Below are 18869 nucleotides of genomic sequence, written 5' to 3'. Positions count from 1 at the left end.
GTCTTTGCGGTTCCAATTCCATCGATTTGCGGGCATGGTCTCGCGCGATGAGCATAGATTCGTCCGATCTCTTTGGCGCGCTTTTCGAAGCACCGCCCGCGAACCGAACGGTTCCGGTGCTGGTGCCGATGCCGGCGCCGAAACCCTATTCCTACTCGGTGCCGGAGGGCATGGCGGTCGAGCCCGGCTCGGTCGTGCAGGTGCCGCTCGGGCCGCGGCAGGTGATCGGCGTCGTCTGGGACGGCGGCGAAGATGGCGTCGATCCGAAGAAGCTTCGGCCGATTAGCCATGTCTTCGATTGCCCACCGCTTTCCAAGGAGATGCGGGATTTCATCGATTGGGTGGCGAGCTACACGCTCTCCCCGCCCGGCCTCGTCGCGCGCATGGCGCTCAGGGCGCCGAACGCCTTCGAGCCGGAGCCGATGGTGGAGGGGCTGAAATTCGTCGGCGGCGAACCCGAGCGCATGACACCGGCACGTGCGCGCGTGCTCGCGGCCGCTTCCGACGGCCTCTCCTGGACGCGCAGCGGTCTGGCGCATGCGGCCGGCGTTTCGACGAGCGTCGTCGATGGGCTGATCACGCTCGGCATTTTCGAAACGGTGTTCCTGCCGCCGCCGCCTGTTGTGGCGATGCCGGATCCCGATTTTGCCGCCGCGCGCCTCGAAGGGCCGCAGAAAGAGGCGGCCGCGGAAATCGTCTCCGACGTCTGCAGGGGCGAATTTTCAGTGTCGCTGATCGACGGGGTGACCGGCTCCGGCAAAACGGAAGTCTATTTCGAGGCGATCGCCGAGACGCTGAAACGTGGCAAGCAGGTGCTGATTCTGCTGCCGGAGATCGCGCTGACGGCCAGTTTCCTCGAGCGTTTTCAGGATCGCTTCGGGGCAAAGCCCGCCGAATGGCATTCCGATCTCGCCCCACGCATGCGTGAAAAGGTCTGGCGCCATGCGGTGACCGGCGAGGTGCGTGTCGTCGCCGGCGCCCGCTCGGCGCTCTTCCTGCCTTTCGAGGACCTCGGCCTCATCATCGTCGACGAGGAGCATGATCCGGCCTACAAGCAGGAGGATCGCGTCTTCTATAATGCTCGCGACATGGCCGTCGTGCGCGGCCGCATCGGCGATTTTCCCGTCATCCTGGTCTCTGCGACACCGTCGGTCGAAAGCCAGGTCAACGGGCAGAGCGGCCGCTACAGCACCGTTCACCTGCCCACACGTTTCGGCGACGCGGCGCTGCCGGACCTGCATCTCATCGATATGCGCAGGCACGCGCCGGAGCGGGGTGGCTTCCTGTCGCCGGTGCTGATCCGGGCGATCGGCAAGACTGTAGAGAGGCGCGAACAGGCGCTGCTCTTTCTCAATCGGCGCGGTTATGCGCCGCTGACGCTCTGCCGGGTCTGCGGTCACCGCTTCCAATGCCCGCAATGTTCCAGCTGGCTGGTCGAGCATCGTTTCCGCAAGCAGCTGCAATGCCATCAATGCGGCCATGCCGAGCGCACGCCGGAAGCATGCCCGGAGTGCGGCACGCTCGACCATCTGGTCGCCTGCGGGCCAGGCGTCGAGCGCATCGCCGAAGAGGTGGAGCGGCATTTCCCCGAGGCGCGGACGATCGTTCTCTCCTCGGACATGATGGGCGGGGTGAAGCGGCTGCGGCTGGAGCTTGATGCAATCGCCAAGGGTGAGGCCGATATCGTCATCGGCACACAGCTCGTCGCCAAGGGGCATAATTTTCCGCTGATGACACTGGTTGGCATCGTCGATGCCGATCTCGGCCTTGCCAATGGCGATCCGCGTGCGGCCGAGCGCACCTTTCAGCTTCTGTCGCAGGTGACGGGGCGCGCCGGGCGCACCGGCCTCAAGAGCCACGGGCTGCTGCAGACCTACCAGCCGCAGCATCCGGTCATGCAGGCCATCGTTTCCGGCGATTCGGATGCCTTTTACGAGCGCGAAATCACCGAGCGCGAACGCGCGGCATTGCCGCCCTTCGGTCGGCTCGCCTCGATCATCGTTTCGGCCGAAACGCGCCATGACGCGGAGAACCATGCGCGCTGCATGCGCAACGCAGCCCCCCAGGTCTCCGGCATCTCAGTGCTCGGCCCGGCGGAAGCGCCGCTTGCGCTGGTGCGCGGCCGCCACCGTTTCCGCCTCTTGGTCCACGGACGGCGCAACTCCGACATGCAGGGGTTTCTGCGGGCGATGCTGTCGCAGTCACCGAAGGAGCGCGGATCAGTACAGGTGCAGCTCGACATCGATCCGCAGAGTTTTCTCTGATGCGCCATTCCCTCCTTTTCCGGCTCATGCCATAAAACACCGATTCTTTCCGGGTGATTTGAGGCTGATGCATGGAATTCTATTTTCCAACTGAACTCGGCGAGCAGCTCGCCTTCTGCTCTGCCGCTTTCACGGCGCTGGCCGGCTTCATCATGATGTTTGCGCCGGGCCATGCTTTCCGTCTTCTCGGCTTGCAGGCGCAGGAGGGGCGGTCTGAAGGATATGGCGAGGGACGCTCGATGGGCGGTTTCTATCTCGGCTTCGGCCTCGCGGCGATCATGCTTGCCCAGACAACGATCTACATGGCGTTCGGCGCCTCCTTTGCGATGGCTGCCTTTGCGCGGCTCATCTCGATCCTGTCCGATAAGGGGAGCAATCTGGTCAACTATTTACTTCTGGTTGTGCAAGGCGTGCTGGCTGCGCTGCCGCTGCTCTATGTTTTCGGCTTCGTTCAAACGTGAATTTCACCGCCGGCGGGCCGCCTTTGCGGCCTGTCCGCAAGCCTTTGCGCAATTTTGCGAACAGAAATTCATGCGAAAGGCGTATTCGGACGTTACGCGTGTTGCGAGTCCGAACATCCTATGTTAGACGGACCCCGAATTTCGGAAGAAGCAAGAGGCTTCTCTTGTGATTTCTGGGGGAAATCAAAACGAATTCAAGATCATAGGTTCGGCGCCCGCCGAGAGCCGGATTTTGGATTGAAATCAGGGAAATTTGTGCCAGTGGCAGACACGTCCCAGCTTACTTCTGGTGTTGCCGAGCGCTATGCCTCGTCGCTTTTCGAGTTGGCGCTCGAACAGGGCGCCGTCGACAGCGTAACCGCCGATCTCGACCGTTTCCAGGCGATGCTCGATGAAAGCGCCGAACTGAAGCGCTTCGTCGCGAGTCCGGTTTTCTCCGCCGAGGACCAGCTGAAGGCGATCATCGCCATCGGCGAGAGGGCCGGCATCAGCGGCTTCTTTGCCAATTTCCTGAAGGTCGTGGCGCGCAACCGCCGCCTGTTTGCCCTGCCGGGCATGATCAAGGCCTTCCGCGTCATCGCCGCGAATCACCGCGGTGAAATCTCCGCCGAGGTCACCTCGGCCCATGCTCTGACCGCAGAGCAGGAAAATGAATTGAAGGCGGCGCTGAAGGGCGTCACCGGCAAAGACGTGGCGATTGCCGTCACGGTTGATCCGTCAATTCTTGGTGGTCTGATCGTCAAGGTCGGGTCCCGTCAGATTGATACGTCTCTTCGTACCAAACTCTCTACCCTTAAGCTTGCATTGAAAGAGGTCGGCTGATGGATATCCGCGCCGCGGAAATTTCCGCAATTCTCAAAGACCAGATCAAAAATTTCGGCAAAGAGGCAGAAGTCTCGGAAGTCGGCCAGGTTCTCTCCGTCGGTGACGGTATTGCTCGCGTTTACGGCCTGGATAATGTCCAGGCCGGTGAAATGGTCGAGTTCCCCGGCGGCATCCGCGGCATGGCTCTGAACCTTGAATCTGACAACGTCGGTGTCGTTATTTTCGGCTCCGACCGCGATATCAAGGAAGGCGACACCGTCAAGCGGACCGGCGCCATCGTCGACGTTCCGGTCGGTCCGGAACTGCTCGGCCGCGTCGTCGACGCGCTCGGCAACCCGATCGACGGCAAGGGCCCGATCAATGCGACCCGCCGTTCGCGCGTCGACGTCAAGGCTCCCGGCATCATCCCGCGCAAGTCGGTTCATGAGCCGATGTCGACCGGCCTCAAGGCCATCGACGCCCTCATCCCGGTCGGCCGCGGCCAGCGCGAGCTCGTCATCGGCGACCGCCAGACCGGCAAGACCGCCATCCTTCTCGATGCCTTCCTCAACCAGAAGGCCATTCACGACAACGGTCCGGAAGGCGAGAAGCTTTACTGCGTCTACGTCGCCGTCGGCCAGAAGCGCTCCACCGTTGCCCAGTTCGTCAAGGTTCTCGAAGAGCGCGGCGCACTGAAGTATTCGATCATCATTGCCGCGACGGCATCCGACCCGGCGCCGATGCAGTTCCTGGCTCCGTTTGCCGGCTGCGCCATGGGCGAATATTTCCGCGACAATGGCATGCACGCGCTGATCGGTTACGATGACCTGTCGAAGCAGGCCGTATCCTATCGCCAGATGTCGCTGCTGCTGCGCCGTCCGCCGGGCCGCGAAGCCTATCCGGGCGACGTTTTCTACCTGCATTCGCGCCTGCTCGAGCGCGCTGCGAAGATGAACGACGACAAGGGCGCCGGTTCGCTGACCGCCCTGCCGGTCATCGAAACGCAGGGCAACGACGTGTCGGCCTTCATTCCGACCAACGTGATCTCGATCACCGACGGCCAGATCTTCCTCGAAACCGACCTGTTCTATCAGGGTATCCGTCCGGCCGTTAACGTCGGTCTCTCGGTTTCTCGCGTCGGCTCGTCGGCACAGATCAAGGCGATGAAGCAGGTCGCCGGCTCGATCAAGGGTGAGCTTGCCCAGTATCGTGAAATGGCCGCCTTCGCCCAGTTCGGTTCGGACCTCGACGCTGCAACGCAGCGCCTCTTGAACCGCGGCGCACGCCTGACCGAACTCCTGAAGCAGCCGCAGTTCTCGCCGCTGAAGACGGAAGAGCAGGTCGCCGTGATCTTCGCCGGCGTCAACGGCTACCTCGACAAGCTGCCGGTCGCTCAGGTCGGCAAGTTCGAACAGGGCCTGTTGTCCTATCTGCGCTCGGAAGGCTCCGCCATCCTCGATGCGATCCGCACTGAAAAGGCTATCAGCGACGATACCAAGGGCAAGCTTACGGCTGCTCTCGACAGCTTCGCCAAGTCTTTCCAGTAATCGGGCCCTAAGTTAGGACGGATCACGGATGCCTTCACTCAAGGATCTGAAAAACCGGATCGCCTCCGTCAAGGCGACGCAGAAGATCACCAAGGCGATGAAAATGGTCGCCGCGGCGAAGCTTCGGCGTGCGCAGGAGGCGGCCGAGGCCGCCCGGCCTTATTCTCAGCGCATGGGTGCGGTTCTGGCGAACATCGCCAAGGCCGTCACCGATGCGGATGGCGCACCGGCGCTGATGACCGGCAGCGGCCAGGACAAGGTCCATCTTCTGGTGGTCTGCACGGCCGAACGCGGTCTCTGCGGCGGCTTCAATTCGCAGATTGCCCGCTTTGCGCGTGACCATGTCCGCAAGCTGCTGGCCGAGGGCAAGACGGTGAAGATCTTCACCGTCGGCAAGAAGGGTTACGACATCCTTCGCCGCGAATTTGCGCCGCTGATCATCGAGCGCAAGGAACTGCGCGAAGTCAAGAAGATCGGTTTCGAAAACGCCGACCAGATCGGCAAGCGCATCATCGAGATGTTCGCTGCCGGTGAGTTCGACGTCTGCACGCTGTTCTACTCCGAGTTCAAGTCGGTCATCAGCCAGGTTCCGACCGCGCAGCAGCTGATCCCGGCCAAGGCTCCGGAAGCCGTCGCCGAAGATGCCGCCCATGCCGGCGCCGTCTACGAATACGAGCCGGATCCGGCGTCGATCCTCGGCGATCTGATCCCGCGCAACATCTCCGTCCAAATCTTCCGCGCGCTCCTGGAGAACGTCGCAGGCGAGATGGGCGCCAAAATGAGCGCCATGGACAATGCGACGCGCAATGCCGGTGAGATGATCAACAAGCTGACGCTGAGCTACAACCGTCAGCGTCAGGCTCAGATCACCAAGGAACTGATTGAAATCATTTCGGGCGCGGAAGCGCTCTGAGTTAGGAAAAGAGGGTAAGAAAATGGCTGAGGCAGCTACCCGCTCTGTCGGCAAAGTCACCCAGGTTATCGGCGCCGTCGTCGACGTTGCTTTCGAAGGCGAACTGCCGGCGATCTTGAACGCGCTTGAAACCGACAACAACGGCAATCGCCTGGTTCTCGAAGTCGCTCAGCATCTGGGCGAAAACGAAGTCCGCACGATCGCGATGGACTCGAGCGAAGGTCTCGTTCGCGGCCAGCAGGTCATCGATACCGGCGCTCCGATCTCGGTTCCGGTTGGCGATGAAACGCTCGGCCGTATCATGAACGTCATCGGCGAGCCGGTCGACGAAGCAGGCCCGCTGAACACCGCTCACAAGCGCGCCATCCACCAGGACGCTCCTGCCTATGTCGAGCAGTCCACGGAAGCGCAGATCCTCGTCACCGGCATCAAGGTCGTCGACCTTCTCGCTCCTTATGCAAAGGGCGGCAAGATCGGCCTGTTCGGCGGCGCCGGCGTCGGCAAGACCGTTCTCATCATGGAACTGATCAACAACGTCGCCAAGGCGCATGGTGGTTACTCGGTTTTCGCAGGCGTGGGTGAACGTACCCGCGAAGGTAACGACCTTTACCACGAAATGATCGAATCGGGCGTCAACAAGCATGGCGGCGGCGAAGGCTCCAAGGCTGCGCTCGTTTACGGCCAGATGAACGAACCGCCGGGCGCCCGCGCTCGCGTTGCTCTGACCGGCCTGACCGTCGCAGAACATTTCCGCGACCAGGGCCAGGACGTTCTGTTCTTCGTCGACAACATCTTCCGCTTCACGCAGGCTGGTTCCGAAGTGTCGGCTCTGCTCGGGCGTATTCCTTCGGCCGTGGGTTATCAGCCGACGCTCGCAACCGACATGGGACAGATGCAGGAGCGCATCACCACGACGACGACCGGCTCGATCACCTCGGTCCAGGCCATTTACGTTCCGGCCGACGACTTGACCGACCCGGCGCCGGCAACCTCGTTCGCCCACTTGGACGCAACGACCGTTCTGTCGCGCTCGATCGCTGAAAAGGGCATCTATCCGGCCGTCGACCCGCTCGACTCCACCTCGCGCATGCTCGACCCGATGGTCGTCGGCGAAGAGCACTACGAAGTGGCCCGTAAGGTTCAGTCGACGCTGCAGCGCTACAAGGCCCTGCAGGACATCATCGCCATCCTCGGCATGGACGAACTGTCGGAAGAAGACAAGCTTGCGGTCGCCCGCGCCCGCAAGATCGAGCGCTTCCTGTCGCAGCCGTTCTTCGTCGCAGAAGTCTTCACCGGTTCGCCGGGCAAGCTGGTCGCTCTCGAAGACACGATCAAGGGCTTCAAGGGCCTGGTCAACGGCGAATACGACAATCTGCCGGAAGCCGCCTTCTACATGGTCGGTTCGATGGACGAAGCTATCGAGAAGGCCAAGAAGCTCGCTGCTGCTTGATGAGCGACGCTCAGGACGAGATATTCTGCTGCGACTCCCTCAAAGGGGTCGTGGCGGAACTTCCGGAACCGGCCGCGCCCACTGTCTATCGTGCCGATAACGGCGTGCTGATGATGGTTGTCGGACTGGTTCAGACCGAGGAGGGCCTCGGATATCTCGACCAGGCGATACTGCACTGCCCGTTCTGCGGGACAAAATTGCAAGATGCAAAAGCCATAGCCGAGAAGGTAAGTCACTGATGGCTGACAATTTCAACTTTGAGCTCGTTTCGCCGGAGCGTCTGCTGCTGTCGGAGATGGTGACGGAGGTCGTCGTTCCCGCGACCGAGGGCGAGATGACCGTCATGGCGAACCACGCGCCGACAATGACGACGATCAAACCGGGCGTGGTGAGCGTGCGTTCGGCTTCCGGCAAGAAGCAGGACTATGTGGTGTTCGGCGGTTTTGCCGATATTCTGCCGACGGGTTGCACACTGCTGGCCGAATCCGCCGTTCCGGTCGAGGAACTCCATAAGGACGAGCTGACCCGCCGCATCGAGGCTGCCCGCAAAGAGCTCGAACATGCCGAGCTGCATGAGCACAAGTCGAAGCTCGAGCACTTCATCATGGAACTGACGCATCTTCGCGGCATCGTTCAGGATTGATCATACCGACAGCATCAATGAAAGGCGGCCTCGAAGGCCGCTTTTTTGTTTTTGCGGTCAAAGCGCCATCATCGAAGAGCTTGAAAGAAAGAGGGGCGTTCAAAGCCGCTTTTGCCCGGCTTATAACGGAGAGGCCACACTTGCTGCGCCGCCCGTCTCCAAGGCGCGCAAAGGCGCTGCCGCCCTTAATAAACCCATCGTGTTTTCTGATTTGGGTCGATGTGCTGAAGCGCGTCGCAGTCTTTCAGATTCGCCTCTCGCGCTTTAGGCGCTTTGTTTTGCGCATACCGTTTTCGTGGCCGCATATCTTTGCGCGCCATGCTTTGAACCGGGTAGACTCTCACTAGAAGCCGGTGCCGCCGCGCAACTCGATGACCAGCGTCTTGAACAGAATTTTCAGATCGAGCAGCAGGCTGAAATTCCTGACATAATAGATATCGCAGGCGATGCGGGCCCGGGCTTGCAACGGGCGCGTCGTCGGTCCGCGCCAGCCCCGTGTCTGCGCGAGGCCGGTGATGCCGGGGCGCATGATGTGGCGATGGTGGTAGTTCGGCACCAATTCTTCGTAGAGCCTGCCGGCTGCGCGCATGTTGATGGCATGACAGCGCGGACCGACCAGGGACATGTCGCCCCTGAGGACGTTTAGAAGCTGCGGCAGCTCATCAATGTTGGTCCTGCGGAGCAGCGCACCGATGCCGGTCACCCGCCTGTCGCCCTTGACGGTCTGCTGGATGCCGCTGGGATCGCAAGCGTCGGTGTGCATCGATCGGAACTTGAAGACGGTGATCTTCCGGCCGTTCAGGCCCCAACGGATCTGACGGAAGAATACGGGGCCACCATCGTCGAGTTTGATGAAAAGAGCGATTGCCAGGAAAAGCGGCGCCAGCACGAGGAGAGCGCTGGCCGAGATGACGATGTCGATCAGCCGCTTTACGGCCAATCGCAAAGCCGCCTTTCTCTCGACACCGGAAAAGCTGTCCGGCTGGCGAATGTTGGAGTTCGCTACAACCAGGGTCCGGATTTTGTTCTGACGCTGAGACGAATCGAAGCGTGAACTTATCTTCGAAGTAAAAGCATTCATTACTCAAAGCCCAGAAGTTTAGATGCGATACTGAACAGCGGGGAGACAGATACATGCTTACGTATGGTTTGTCATCGTTATAAATAAGAAATCGGTAAGCATAAAGACGCCAAAAATGGGAGTATTTCGCATTAACCCTAATGCCTCTAGTTGAGTGGTATTCGAAATTATACTTTTAAAGGAGTAGCCCGATCAGGCGGCGCGATGTCAGGCGGTTACCCAAGTCGATTGCCGGTCGTTCCAACAGATAATAACTGAGGCTTGCCACCAGAAAAACCAGCGCCGCCGTCAGTGCGCAGGATTGCAGCCAGCCGGTGACCACATTCTCCGAGGAGGCCCCGAATGAGCCGGGGTCGAGTCTCTGGATCAATGTCAGGATGATCTCCTGCCAGATATAAATGCCGAAGGAGATCTTGGCGACGTAGCGGACAGGAGCGTTATCAAGCAGCCTGCCCAAACCCTGCGAATGGCTGAGTGAAATGAGCGCTGTTGCGACCGCCAGTGGAAAGACCGGAAATCCATAGGGGATGTCAAGCCAGCCGTAACCTTCGGCCGAGCCACCGGGGGATATGAGGAGGCGGTAAGCGGCAACCGCAAGGGCGAGGAGTGCCGCAGCATCCAACCAGGAGGAGCGTCTTGCGGGCAACATCACTTCGATGCCGGCGGCAAGCGCGCCGAGCGCGAAGACGGCAAAGAAGCCGATCGGATTATATTTGGGCATCCATTCCTTCGCCCCGCCCTGCAGGCCATATGCCCAGCCCCGCCCGGTATCGTCCAGCGCAAAGAGCCTCAGGATCATCAGATGGGCAAGAAGGACGACGGCAATGACGCCGAGCCAGGCGGCGCGGGCGAAGAACGGACGCCGCCGCAGCAGCGGCAAGCGAAACAGCAGGAAAAAGCCGACCGGCAGGAGCACATAGCTGGTCACCTCAAAGGGAATGGACCAGAGCGGCCCATCGGCTTCGACGGGAAAAAACGTGCGCCAATGCCACTGGCTCATGAACAGTAGTCCGCAGACGTAGCGAAGGACGAGTTCCGGCGTTAGCGGCAGGGCAAGCAGCGTCAGGCTGAGGACGAAGCTGACGCTGGCGGCGAACCAGAAGCCCGGAGCGATGCGTGCCAACCTGCGGATGGCGTAGTGCCCAAGGTTCGGCATGGCGCCGCCGGCGTTGAGAGCGTGCCAGAAGGGGCGGGCAAGCAGAAAGCCGCTGAGCACGAAGAAGATGGCGACGCCGAAATTGCCGAAGCGGAGGACGTTTGCCGTCGCCGCCAATTCGTCCGGAACTCTGCGCATATCCAGCCGGAGCGCGAGATGATGCGCGAGCACCAACAAGCAGGCCATCGCGCGCAGAAAGTCGGCTCCGGCCAGTCTGTCTTGTGCTCGCATGTCGTTCCCCGCCCTGCCCGATTCGGCTCAAACCGCCAGGCCCGAAGCATTGCCGCGGAAGGCCGCGTCGGCAAGGCCGGGGCGGGCTCAGCCGAGGAGTTCGTTGGTATAATAGGTGGAAAAATCCGGCTTCTTCTTGAGCACGACGCCATTCGCATCGACGAGGATGCCGTTCTCGACCAGGAAGCCGCCGATGGCATCGGCCTTTGCCGGGTCAAGGGTGCCGATCACCCCGGCCTCGGATCTCAGGAAATGGCCTTCGATCAACGCCTTCTGAGATGCTTTTACCAGTTCCGTGTTCATCAGCGCACCGTTGCTTCCTGATATCAGCAGGTCGCAGGCTCCGTCGGGATGGTCGATGGAGTAGACATAGCCTTGACGTGTGGCCTGGATGAAGGCGCGCGCGTGTTCTCGACTGGCCGAGAGATAAGCGTCGCTGGAAACGATGACCGTCGTCTGCTCGTCGGGAATGCCGTAATCGGAATAATGGAAGCGGCTGATCTTCCGGTTCTCCAGCTCGGCGGCGATGCCCTCCCAGGTGTAGATCTCCAGCGTGAAATCAATCGAGCCATTGTCCAGCGCCTCATAGGCGGAGGTGCCGAGGGTGACGGTCTTGACGTCGCCTTTGCCGCCGTCATTGCGGATCATCGCCGAGACCAGCGCGCTTTCCCAGGTACCGCCGAAGCCGCCATAGGTCTTGCCGTCGAGATCTCTGGGGCTCTTGATGTCGTCGCGCCCGCCCTTGAAGATCAGGCGTGCGGTTTCCGTCTGGACGACGCCGTAGACCATCTTCACGTCACCGCCGCCAGCCCGCTGGGTCAGTGCCTCGATCTCGCTGCTGATGCCGAAATCGGCGACCCCGTTCGACACCAGCGTGCCGGCGCTGGTGTCGGTAAAGGGTAGAATTTCGACATCGAGGCCGGCGGCCGTGTAGAAGCCCTTCGCCTTGGCGACGTAGATGCCGATGTGGTTGGTGTTGGGCGTCCAGTCGAGCGCGATGCGAACCTTTGCGGGGGCCGATTGGGCAAAGGCGGCGCGGCCGGCGAGGCTTGTTGCGATGGCGGCGAGAATCGTCTGGCGGCGGGTGAGAAGCGGCATGGTGACCTCCTCAGGTCTTTAGAGCATGACGCCGAAAAGTCCGGTTTTCGAACGACATCAGGCTCTAACTCTTTAGATTGGAACAGGATTCGGATTTTGGGCCGACCGGCCTAATATCATCCTGTTCTAGCGGATGCAGCAGGGTTTTCAGGATCTCAGTCTCGATTGCCTGGGCCGCGGGCGAACCGAGATCGGCGATGCTTCTCGGGCGGGGCAGGGGAACGCGAAATTCGCGGATGACGCGGGCCGGACGGGCAGACAGCACGTAGATCCGGTCGGAGAGGAAAACGGCCTCGCGGACATCGTGGGTGATCAGCAGCGCCGTCCAGCGATGTTCGGTCCACATGCCCTGCAGCCACTCCTGGATCTGTGTGCGGGTCAGCGCATCGAGCGCGCCGAAGGGCTCGTCGAGCAGCAGCATGTCCTGTTTCTGGATGACGGTGCGCAGCAGTGCCGCACGCTGGCGCATGCCGCCGGAAAGAGAGGCGGGGTAGTGATGCTCGAAGCCGGCAAGGCCGAACCGCTCGAAGAGGGGCGCGACAGCGGCGCGGGCCGCCCGACGCTTCATGCCCTTCACTTCCAGGCCGAGCGCGGCATTATCGATGATCCGGCGCCAGGGCATCAGCGCATCGCGTTGCGGCATGAAGGCAAAGGAATGCGGCGTCTGTTCCAGTGCTGCACCGTTGAAAAGCATGGCGCCGGAATCAGGCCGCAGCGCCTGTGTCAGCAGTCTCAGCACGGTCGATTTTCCGGAGCCGGATGGGCCGACGATCGAGACGAACTCGCCGCTTGCGACGGTGAGTGAAATGTCGCTCAGAACCATCATGCCGTCGAAGGATTTCGAGATGTTGCGCAGCTCAAGCATCTGATCGGTCATCGGCGCCGCTCCTGGGATGGCTGCCAGGGCATGACGAAACGCTGGATAACCAGTGTCAGCGCGAAGAGGCAGAGCGTCAAGAGAGCGCTGACGATCACGGCGGCGAGCACGAGGTCGGGACGGAAATTGTTCTTGGCGTTGAGGATATAAATGCCGAGGCCCCTTGCAGCGCCGGCATATTCGGCAAAGATTGCGCCGACGACGGCATAGGTGATCGAGATTCGGAGGCCGGCGAAGAAATAGGGCAGCGACGAGGGAAACCGCGCCAGGCGGAAAATGCGCCAGCGGCTCGCTTTCATCGAATTCAAGAGCTCGGCAATGTCGCGATCGGTCGCCTCATAGCCCTGAAGCAGGGCGACGAGCAGCGGGAAGAAGGTGACGAGCGCCACCAGCAATATCTTCGGCAAAAGGCCGAAACCGAACCAGAGAACGACGAGGGGTGCAATCGCCACCAGCGGCAAAGTCTGGCTGGCGATGAAGATCGGCAGCATTGCCCGGCGCATGAAGGGCATGAAATCCATCAGGATCGAAGAGGCGAAGGCGAAGGCGAGCGACAGAGCGAAACCGCCGAGTGTGGCGCCGAGCGTCGGCCAGGTGTTTGATATCAGCCCCTCTCGGTTCAGCCAGCCCTGGACAAGGATGCGCGAAGGCGCCGGCAGAATGGACGGTTTGATGCCGGAAAGATCGACATAGAGTTCCCATGCCGCCAGAAAGGCAAAGCCTGCGAGCAAGGCGGGCATTGCCCGGTACACGGCGAGACAGAGCGTCGCAAGACGCGAATCCGATGGGCGTGGCGATGTCATCGGCGTTCGATTTCAGGCTTTCGTCGGGCCGTGCGCGCAAACCTGTCGAGGGCATCGGTCTCGATGCGCAGCCTGCCGCAATTCGGGGCGATTGCCTTGACGGCATCGATAGGGATGCCGGCGGAATGGCCGGACCTCGGGTAGAGTGACACTTGCGCGCCGGAATGCATTTGGACCTCGCTCCGCTGGCATTACCCAGATCAGCTTAGAAGGGTCCGGAAGCTTGCGCCTCGCATCTCAGCCCCGGCGACACGGAGCTCCCCTGTTATTTCGGCGAAAACTATCATCGGGGTTTTCTTGCCGCAACCGCAAAATTGCAAAGGGATTGAAGATGAAAAAACACCCGGACGAGGTCCTGTCCGGGTGTTTTCCGAGGTTCCGTACCTGCCGGGAACGGAACCCGAGCGCTTGCCTCTCAGCGGCAATATCGGCAGGGGCGATCAGAGCGGGGCGGGCAAGCGCCGATGCCATCAATTCAGCTTGTATCGACGGGATGATCTCACTGTCGTTCCTCCTGCGCCTCGCGCTTTACGGCCGGGGGAGCAGGGGTTATAAAACCTCAACTAATATTGAGGTCAATAGGCGATGAATAGGATCTCTGCAACACCGCTCGGCAGGCTTCTGACGGTCGGCGAAGTGGCGCAACGCAGTGGTCTTGCCGTCTCGGCGCTGCATTTCTATGAGGCCAAGGGGCTGATCTCGAGTATCCGCACGCGCGGCAACCAGCGGCGCTACGGACGCGATGTGCTTCGCCGGCTCGGCATCATCAAGGTGGCGCAACGTGTCGGCATTCCGCTTTCGGAAATCCAGACGGCATTTGCCTCCCTGCCGCAGGGACGCACGCCGACGGTTGCCGACTGGCAGACGCTGTCGGCGCGCTGGAAGGATGAGCTCGACACGCGAATCAGACGGCTGAGCCTGCTGCGAGACCGCCTGACCGGCTGCATCGGCTGCGGCTGCCTGTCGATCGAAAGCTGTCCGTTGCGCAATCCCTTCGATCGGCTCGGCGAGGAAGGGCCAGGCGCACGGCTGCTGGAGACCGAAATCGAAATATGAGCTTTCAGGGAAGAGCCTTAGTCTCTGGCGAAAAGATGATGCCGCCTTTCTTTCGGCCGGCGCGCTCATATGTTAAGGGCGAATGGCGCAACAGGCGGCTTTGTCCGCGAGGAGGACGGCTTCGTGTTCCATCCGAAACTATTCGAGAATCGCAATGTCATCGTGACCGGAGCCGGGCGGGGTATCGGCCTCGAAGTGGCGCGGCAGTTCCTGGACTGCGGCGCGAAGGTGATCGTCCATACCGGACGCAAACCGGGGCGGGACCTGCCGGATTTTCTGCTGACGGCTGAATCCGAAAGACGGGCGCTGCTGCTGCACGCCGATTTCACCGCCGCTGGCGGCGCTGCGCAATTTGCCGAAAATGCGCTTGCCTTTTTCGACAAGGTACATGTGCTCGTCAACAACGCCGGCACCATGCTCGGCCGTTTTCCGGCTGCCACACTGACCGACGCAGATTATGAGGCGATCGTGCGTTTGAACCAGACGTCGGTGGTGGCGCTGACGCGTGCGCTGCTGCCGGCATTAAAGGCGGCGGAAGGCGCTGCCATCGTCAACACCGTTTCAATTTCCGCGCTGACCGGCGGCAGTCCCGGTTCTTCGATCTATTCCGCTTCGAAAGCTTTCGTTTCCACCTATTCCAAGGCGCTTGCCCGCGAGCTCGCGCCGGATGGTATCCGCGTCAATTGTGTCTCGCCCGGAACGATCGAGACGGATTTCCATGAGCGCTATTCCTCCCGCGAAAAGCTGGAGCAGACGAAAAAGTCTATTCCCTTGCAGCGGCTGGGCACAGCGGAGGACTGCGCTCCGGCCTATCTGTTCCTGGCGGCACCCTCCCTCTCCGGCTACATTACCGGCCAGATCCTCGAGATCAATGGCGGCCAGCTTATCTGCTGATTTAGTTAGACCTTTTTTGACATTTCATCACTTTTGGCAAATTCGCGTGTGCGAATATGCTATTATGCTGATCTGCCTTTTCGCTTCCCTTCCGAGATGTCGAATGCCATTGCCCAAGCCCGAGCCGGGAATGTCCGGTCAGGAACTGCACAAACTCGCTGGAAACGCTCGTGAGGCGAGCGATCTGCTGAAGGCACTGGCGCACCAGACCCGACTTCTGATTCTTTGCATACTCGCGAGTGAGGAGCGGACGGTCGGTGAAATCGAGAGCATCCTCGGCATTCAGCAGGCAATGGTCTCGCAGCAGCTCGCGCGTTTGAGGCTAGAAGGTCTCGTCAATACGCGCCGTCAGGGCAGGCTGGTCTATTACCGTATCGGCAATACGAGCGTGCTTGCCTTCCTTGAATCGCTGTTCGATCTTTTTCCGGCTGCAGAAAACAATTAGTACCCGCCCTTGCGGAGCACGGTTGCTGCGTCGAAGATAGGCCGATCCGGATGATTTCGCGCCGGATCGGGAGACCGGATGATCGACAAGCTGGAATTTTTCATCGCCCTTGCCAACGAAAAGCATTTCGGCCGCGCCGCGGAGGAGTGCGGGATTTCCCAGCCGACACTTTCGGCCGCCATCCGGCAGCTTGAAGATCAGCTTGGTGTCATGCTGGTGCAGCGCGGCTCGCGGTTTCAGGGGCTGACGCCGGAGGGGCAGCGCGTGCTTGAATGGGCGCGGCGCATCGTCGGCGATGCCCGCACCATGCGGGAAGAGATGCGCGCCGCCCGCCGTGGTCTTTCCGGCCACATCCGCCTCGCTGCCATTCCGACCGCGCTCGCCATGCTTTCGCGCATCACCACGCCCTTTCAGGAACGACATCCGGGAGTGACCTTCTCGATTGTCTCGCGGAACTCGCTGCAGGTGCTGAGCATGCTCGAAAATCTCGAGATCGATGCCGGTATCACCTATCTTGAAAATGAGCCGCTCGGACGTGTCACCAGTGTTCCCCTCTACGCCGAGCGCTATCACCTGATCACGGCTGCGGGCAGCCCGCTGTCCGATCGCGACAACGTGACCTGGAAGGAGGTCGGCGATCTTCGGCTTTGTCTATTGACCGCCGACATGCAGAACCGACGCATCATCAACCGGCACCTGACGGAAGCGGGCGCGACCGTACATCCAACTCTCGAATCCAACTCGATGATCGTGCTGTTCTCGCATGTCAGAACCGGGCGCTGGGCAAGCATCATGCCGCGCAACGTCGCGAAATCATTCGGATTCCCAATAGAAATTCGCATGATTCCGATCGTCGAGCCGGAGGCCCACCATCTGGTCGGCCTCGTCGCGCCCTATCGCGAACCCTTCACGCCGCTCGTTTCGGCCTTGCTGCATGAAGCGCGCGTGCTCGTGCGGGATGAAGAGCTCTGATAGAAAAAACCTATCAATCCACGAGATAGCTTTATTGATCGTCGCCGGCTTCCCTGAGATGCTGCATGAGGGGATGGCCTCATGCCGGTGGAGAGCGCCATTCCGCAACGCAAGCGGCTGGGAGGGCTGCCTTATGACCATTCATATCGCCGAAGGCGATATCGCAGCGCGCACGCGTTCCATTGTCGCCGACCTTCGCTCCCTTGAAGGGCCGCTGCTTCCCATTCTTCATCAAGTTCAGCAGGAATTCGGCTATGTGCCGCAGCAAGCCCTGCCCGTGATCGCGGAGGAACTGAACCTCTCGCGCGCCGAAGTGCATGGGGTGATGACCTTTTATCACGATTATCGCGATCACCCCGCCGGGCGGCATGTGCTGAAGCTCTGTCGCGCCGAGGCCTGTCAGTCGATGGGCGGCGACGCGCTGGCTGAGCGCATCAAGGCGCTGCTCGGCATCGATTTTCACCAGACGACGCTCGACGGCAGCGTGACGCTGGAGGCGGTCTATTGCCTCGGGCTCTGCGCCTGCGCCCCGTCGGCAATGCTCGACGGCGAGGTTTATGGCCGGCTCGACGATCAACTGGCGACGGAGCTCGTTGCGGAGGCGCGCCGATGACAGTCAAGATATATGTTCCGCGCGATGCCGCTGCGCTGGCGCTCGGGGCCGAAAAGGTGGCAAAGACGATTTCCCAGGAGATCGTCGCCCGCGGCCTCGATGCCGAGATCGTGCGCAACGGCTCGCGCGGAATGTTCTGGCTGGAGCCGCTGGTCGAGGTCGAGCTTGCCGGCAAGCGCGTCGGCTACGGACCGGTGAAGGCCAAGGATGTGTCCGGTCTTTTCGATGCCGGCATCGTCAATGGCGGCGATCATCCGCTCTGTCTCGGGGAGGTTGAAGACCTCCCGTTCCTGAAGGAACAGACCCGCCTGACCTTCGCCCGCTGCGGCATCACCGACCCGCTTTCGCTTGGCGATTATGAGGCGCATGGCGGCCTTGCCGGCCTTCGTCGGGCTGTTTCGATGACGCCTGTCGAAATCGTCAAGGAAGTCACGGATTCCGGCCTGCGCGGACGCGGCGGTGCCGGCTTTCCCACCGGCATCAAGTGGAAGACCGTTCTCGATGCCAGCGGCGAACGCAAATATATCGTCTGCAATGCCGATGAGGGCGATAGCGGCACCTTTGCCGACAGGATGATCATGGAGGGCGATCCCTTCGTGCTGATCGAGGGCATGGCGATTGCGGGGCTTGCGACCGGCGCCACGAAGGGGTTCGTCTACACCCGTTCGGAATATCCTCATGCGATCGCGGTGATGAGCGAGGCGATCGGCATCGCCCGGCAGGCCGGCATTCTCGGCCCGTCGGTGCTTGGCTCGGGCCGCGCCTTCGATATCGAGGTGCGCACCGGCGCCGGCGCTTATGTCTGCGGCGAGGAAACGGCCCTCTTGAACAGTCTCGAGGGCAAGCGTGGCATTGTGCGTGCCAAACCGCCGCTGCCGGCGCATAAGGGCCTGTTCGACTGTCCGACGGTCATCAACAATGTGATCTCGCTCGCATCGGTACCCGTCATCATGGACAAGGGCGCCGCCTTCTACCGCGATTTCGGCATGGGCCGCTCGCGCGGCACCATCCCGCTGCAGATTGCCGGCAATGTCAGATATGGCGGCCTCTATGAGACCGCCTTCGGTCTTTCGCTCGGCGAGATCGTCGACAGGATCGGCGGAGGCACGAGGAGCGGCCGACCGATCAAGGCGGTTCAGGTCGGCGGACCACTCGGCGCCTATTTCCCGCGGGCGCTGTTCGATACGCCTTTCGACTACGAATCCTTTGCCGCCAAGGACGGGCTCATCGGCCACGCCGGCATTGTCGTCTTCGACGACACGGCCGACATGCTGAAGCAGGCGCGTTTCGCCATGGAATTCTGCGCCGTCGAAAGCTGCGGCAAGTGCACGCCCTGCCGCATCGGTTCGACGCGCGGCGTCGAAACGGTCGACAAGATCGCGCGCGGCATCGAGCCGGAGGAGAACCGAATATTGCTTGGCGATCTCTGCAATACCATGAAATTCGGGTCGCTCTGCGCGCTTGGCGGCTTCACGCCCTATCCCGTGATGAGCGCCATGACGCATTTCCCGGAAGATTTTGTGCCGGCACCCGTCGTGGAGGCTGCCGAGTGATGATCTTT

General features: G+C 61.2%; 18 protein-coding genes, 1 pseudogene and 1 riboswitch. Of the genes and pseudogenes, 14 read left to right on the top strand and 5 right to left on the bottom strand.

Going from position 1 to position 18869, the window contains the following annotated elements; translation table 11 throughout:
- Nucleotides 1-47 precede the first annotated feature (47 nt).
- From B5E41_RS02730 to B5E41_RS02695, 8 genes are all read left to right on the top strand, one after another.
- Complete coding sequence (locus B5E41_RS02730) at nucleotides 48-2264, top strand: primosomal protein N' (protein ID WP_088390878.1); 2217 nt, start codon at nucleotides 48-50, stop codon at nucleotides 2262-2264.
- Between the two features lie 71 nt (nucleotides 2265-2335).
- Entirely contained in the window at nucleotides 2336-2725 is a 390-nt protein-coding gene (locus B5E41_RS02725; RefSeq protein ID WP_088390876.1) for an AGROH133_08824 family phage infection protein, read from the top strand.
- 255 nt (nucleotides 2726-2980) lie between these two features.
- A complete protein-coding gene (locus B5E41_RS02720) occupies nucleotides 2981-3547 on the top strand; it encodes a F0F1 ATP synthase subunit delta (RefSeq protein WP_088390874.1) in 567 nt (188 codons plus the stop codon).
- Entirely contained in the window at nucleotides 3547-5076 is a 1530-nt protein-coding gene (gene atpA / locus B5E41_RS02715) for a F0F1 ATP synthase subunit alpha (protein WP_011427067.1), read from the top strand. The genes B5E41_RS02720 and atpA overlap by 1 nt, the downstream gene beginning before the upstream one ends.
- Before the next feature lie 28 nt (nucleotides 5077-5104).
- Complete coding sequence (locus tag B5E41_RS02710; RefSeq protein ID WP_064805394.1) at nucleotides 5105-5989, top strand: F0F1 ATP synthase subunit gamma; 885 nt, start codon at nucleotides 5105-5107, stop codon at nucleotides 5987-5989.
- A gap of 22 nt (nucleotides 5990-6011) precedes the next feature.
- Nucleotides 6012-7439 (top strand): F0F1 ATP synthase subunit beta, encoded by a 1428-nt coding sequence (atpD, locus tag B5E41_RS02705; protein WP_011427065.1) that lies wholly within the window; start codon nucleotides 6012-6014, stop codon nucleotides 7437-7439.
- On the top strand, nucleotides 7439-7678 hold the full coding sequence (locus B5E41_RS02700) for a hypothetical protein (protein WP_064696517.1): 240 nt from the start codon (nucleotides 7439-7441) through the stop codon (nucleotides 7676-7678). The genes atpD and B5E41_RS02700 overlap by 1 nt, the downstream gene beginning before the upstream one ends.
- Nucleotides 7678-8082 carry a F0F1 ATP synthase subunit epsilon gene (locus tag B5E41_RS02695; protein WP_088390872.1) on the top strand — a complete coding sequence of 135 codons (405 nt, stop codon included), beginning with the start codon at nucleotides 7678-7680 and terminating at the stop codon, nucleotides 8080-8082. The genes B5E41_RS02700 and B5E41_RS02695 overlap by 1 nt, the downstream gene beginning before the upstream one ends.
- 343 nt (nucleotides 8083-8425) lie before the next feature.
- Here the strand turns inward: B5E41_RS02695 and B5E41_RS02690 are convergent, their stop codons facing one another.
- The 5 genes and pseudogenes from B5E41_RS02690 to B5E41_RS02670 all read right to left on the bottom strand — a co-directional run bounded on the left by B5E41_RS02690 (nucleotide 8426) and on the right by B5E41_RS02670 (nucleotide 13328).
- Complete coding sequence (locus B5E41_RS02690; protein ID WP_088390870.1) at nucleotides 8426-9163, bottom strand: sugar transferase; 738 nt, start codon at nucleotides 9161-9163, stop codon at nucleotides 8426-8428.
- Between the two features lie 167 nt (nucleotides 9164-9330).
- Nucleotides 9331-10550, bottom strand: a pseudogene (locus B5E41_RS02685) (acyltransferase family protein).
- An 87-nt stretch (nucleotides 10551-10637) separates the two neighbouring features.
- On the bottom strand, nucleotides 10638-11648 hold the full coding sequence (locus B5E41_RS02680) for an ABC transporter substrate-binding protein (RefSeq protein ID WP_088390866.1): 1011 nt from the start codon (nucleotides 11646-11648) through the stop codon (nucleotides 10638-10640).
- A 64-nt stretch (nucleotides 11649-11712) separates the two neighbouring features.
- The gene (locus tag B5E41_RS02675; RefSeq protein WP_088390864.1) at nucleotides 11713-12525 is read right to left on the bottom strand and encodes an ABC transporter ATP-binding protein; all 813 of its coding nucleotides are present in this window, start codon (nucleotides 12523-12525) and stop codon (nucleotides 11713-11715) included.
- A complete protein-coding gene (locus tag B5E41_RS02670; RefSeq protein WP_088390862.1) occupies nucleotides 12522-13328 on the bottom strand; it encodes an ABC transporter permease in 807 nt (268 codons plus the stop codon). The genes B5E41_RS02675 and B5E41_RS02670 overlap by 4 nt, the downstream gene beginning before the upstream one ends.
- A gap of 160 nt (nucleotides 13329-13488) precedes the next feature.
- Nucleotides 13489-13602: riboswitch (TPP riboswitch) on the bottom strand.
- A gap of 311 nt (nucleotides 13603-13913) precedes the next feature.
- Here B5E41_RS02670 and soxR point away from each other — a divergent pair.
- The 6 genes from soxR to B5E41_RS02640 all read left to right on the top strand — a co-directional run bounded on the left by soxR (nucleotide 13914) and on the right by B5E41_RS02640 (nucleotide 18861).
- Nucleotides 13914-14384, top strand: coding sequence for a redox-sensitive transcriptional activator SoxR (gene soxR / locus B5E41_RS02665; RefSeq protein WP_088390860.1), 471 nt, complete (start codon nucleotides 13914-13916; stop codon nucleotides 14382-14384).
- A 123-nt stretch (nucleotides 14385-14507) separates the two neighbouring features.
- A complete protein-coding gene (locus B5E41_RS02660; RefSeq protein WP_088391339.1) occupies nucleotides 14508-15278 on the top strand; it encodes an SDR family NAD(P)-dependent oxidoreductase in 771 nt (256 codons plus the stop codon).
- Nucleotides 15279-15381: 103 nt separating this feature from the next.
- Complete coding sequence (locus tag B5E41_RS02655; protein WP_088390858.1) at nucleotides 15382-15723, top strand: ArsR/SmtB family transcription factor; 342 nt, start codon at nucleotides 15382-15384, stop codon at nucleotides 15721-15723.
- A gap of 78 nt (nucleotides 15724-15801) precedes the next feature.
- Nucleotides 15802-16695 (top strand): LysR family transcriptional regulator, encoded by an 894-nt coding sequence (locus B5E41_RS02650; protein ID WP_011427055.1) that lies wholly within the window; start codon nucleotides 15802-15804, stop codon nucleotides 16693-16695.
- 133 nt (nucleotides 16696-16828) lie between these two features.
- Nucleotides 16829-17308, top strand: coding sequence for a formate dehydrogenase subunit gamma (locus tag B5E41_RS02645; RefSeq protein WP_011427054.1), 480 nt, complete (start codon nucleotides 16829-16831; stop codon nucleotides 17306-17308).
- On the top strand, nucleotides 17305-18861 hold the full coding sequence (locus tag B5E41_RS02640; RefSeq protein ID WP_088390856.1) for a formate dehydrogenase beta subunit: 1557 nt from the start codon (nucleotides 17305-17307) through the stop codon (nucleotides 18859-18861). The genes B5E41_RS02645 and B5E41_RS02640 overlap by 4 nt, the downstream gene beginning before the upstream one ends.
- Nucleotides 18862-18869 lie beyond the last annotated feature (8 nt).

Source organism: Rhizobium esperanzae (assembly GCF_002204185.1).
GTDB classification, from domain to species: Bacteria; Pseudomonadota; Alphaproteobacteria; order Rhizobiales; family Rhizobiaceae; genus Rhizobium; species Rhizobium esperanzae.
This window is presented reverse-complemented; position numbering and strand designations above follow the sequence as displayed.

Bases quoted from the DNA above. Each gene is read 5' to 3' on its own strand.
- B5E41_RS02730 (WP_088390878.1), top strand. From the start codon at position 48: ATGAGCATAGATTCGTCCGATCTCTTTGGCGCGCTTTTCGAAGCACCG.
- B5E41_RS02725 (WP_088390876.1), top strand. From the start codon at position 2,336: ATGGAATTCTATTTTCCAACTGAACTCGGCGAGCAGCTCGCCTTCTGC.
- atpA (WP_011427067.1), top strand. From the start codon at position 3,547: ATGGATATCCGCGCCGCGGAAATTTCCGCAATTCTCAAAGACCAGATC.
- B5E41_RS02710 (WP_064805394.1), top strand. From the start codon at position 5,105: ATGCCTTCACTCAAGGATCTGAAAAACCGGATCGCCTCCGTCAAGGCG.
- atpD (WP_011427065.1), top strand. From the start codon at position 6,012: ATGGCTGAGGCAGCTACCCGCTCTGTCGGCAAAGTCACCCAGGTTATC.
- B5E41_RS02700 (WP_064696517.1), top strand. From the start codon at position 7,439: ATGAGCGACGCTCAGGACGAGATATTCTGCTGCGACTCCCTCAAAGGG.
- B5E41_RS02695 (WP_088390872.1), top strand. From the start codon at position 7,678: ATGGCTGACAATTTCAACTTTGAGCTCGTTTCGCCGGAGCGTCTGCTG.
- B5E41_RS02690 (WP_088390870.1), bottom strand. From the start codon at position 9,163: ATGAATGCTTTTACTTCGAAGATAAGTTCACGCTTCGATTCGTCTCAG.
- B5E41_RS02680 (WP_088390866.1), bottom strand. From the start codon at position 11,648: ATGCCGCTTCTCACCCGCCGCCAGACGATTCTCGCCGCCATCGCAACA.
- B5E41_RS02675 (WP_088390864.1), bottom strand. From the start codon at position 12,525: ATGACCGATCAGATGCTTGAGCTGCGCAACATCTCGAAATCCTTCGAC.
- B5E41_RS02670 (WP_088390862.1), bottom strand. From the start codon at position 13,328: ATGACATCGCCACGCCCATCGGATTCGCGTCTTGCGACGCTCTGTCTC.
- soxR (WP_088390860.1), top strand. From the start codon at position 13,914: ATGAATAGGATCTCTGCAACACCGCTCGGCAGGCTTCTGACGGTCGGC.
- B5E41_RS02655 (WP_088390858.1), top strand. From the start codon at position 15,382: ATGCCATTGCCCAAGCCCGAGCCGGGAATGTCCGGTCAGGAACTGCAC.
- B5E41_RS02650 (WP_011427055.1), top strand. From the start codon at position 15,802: ATGATCGACAAGCTGGAATTTTTCATCGCCCTTGCCAACGAAAAGCAT.
- B5E41_RS02645 (WP_011427054.1), top strand. From the start codon at position 16,829: ATGACCATTCATATCGCCGAAGGCGATATCGCAGCGCGCACGCGTTCC.
- B5E41_RS02640 (WP_088390856.1), top strand. From the start codon at position 17,305: ATGACAGTCAAGATATATGTTCCGCGCGATGCCGCTGCGCTGGCGCTC.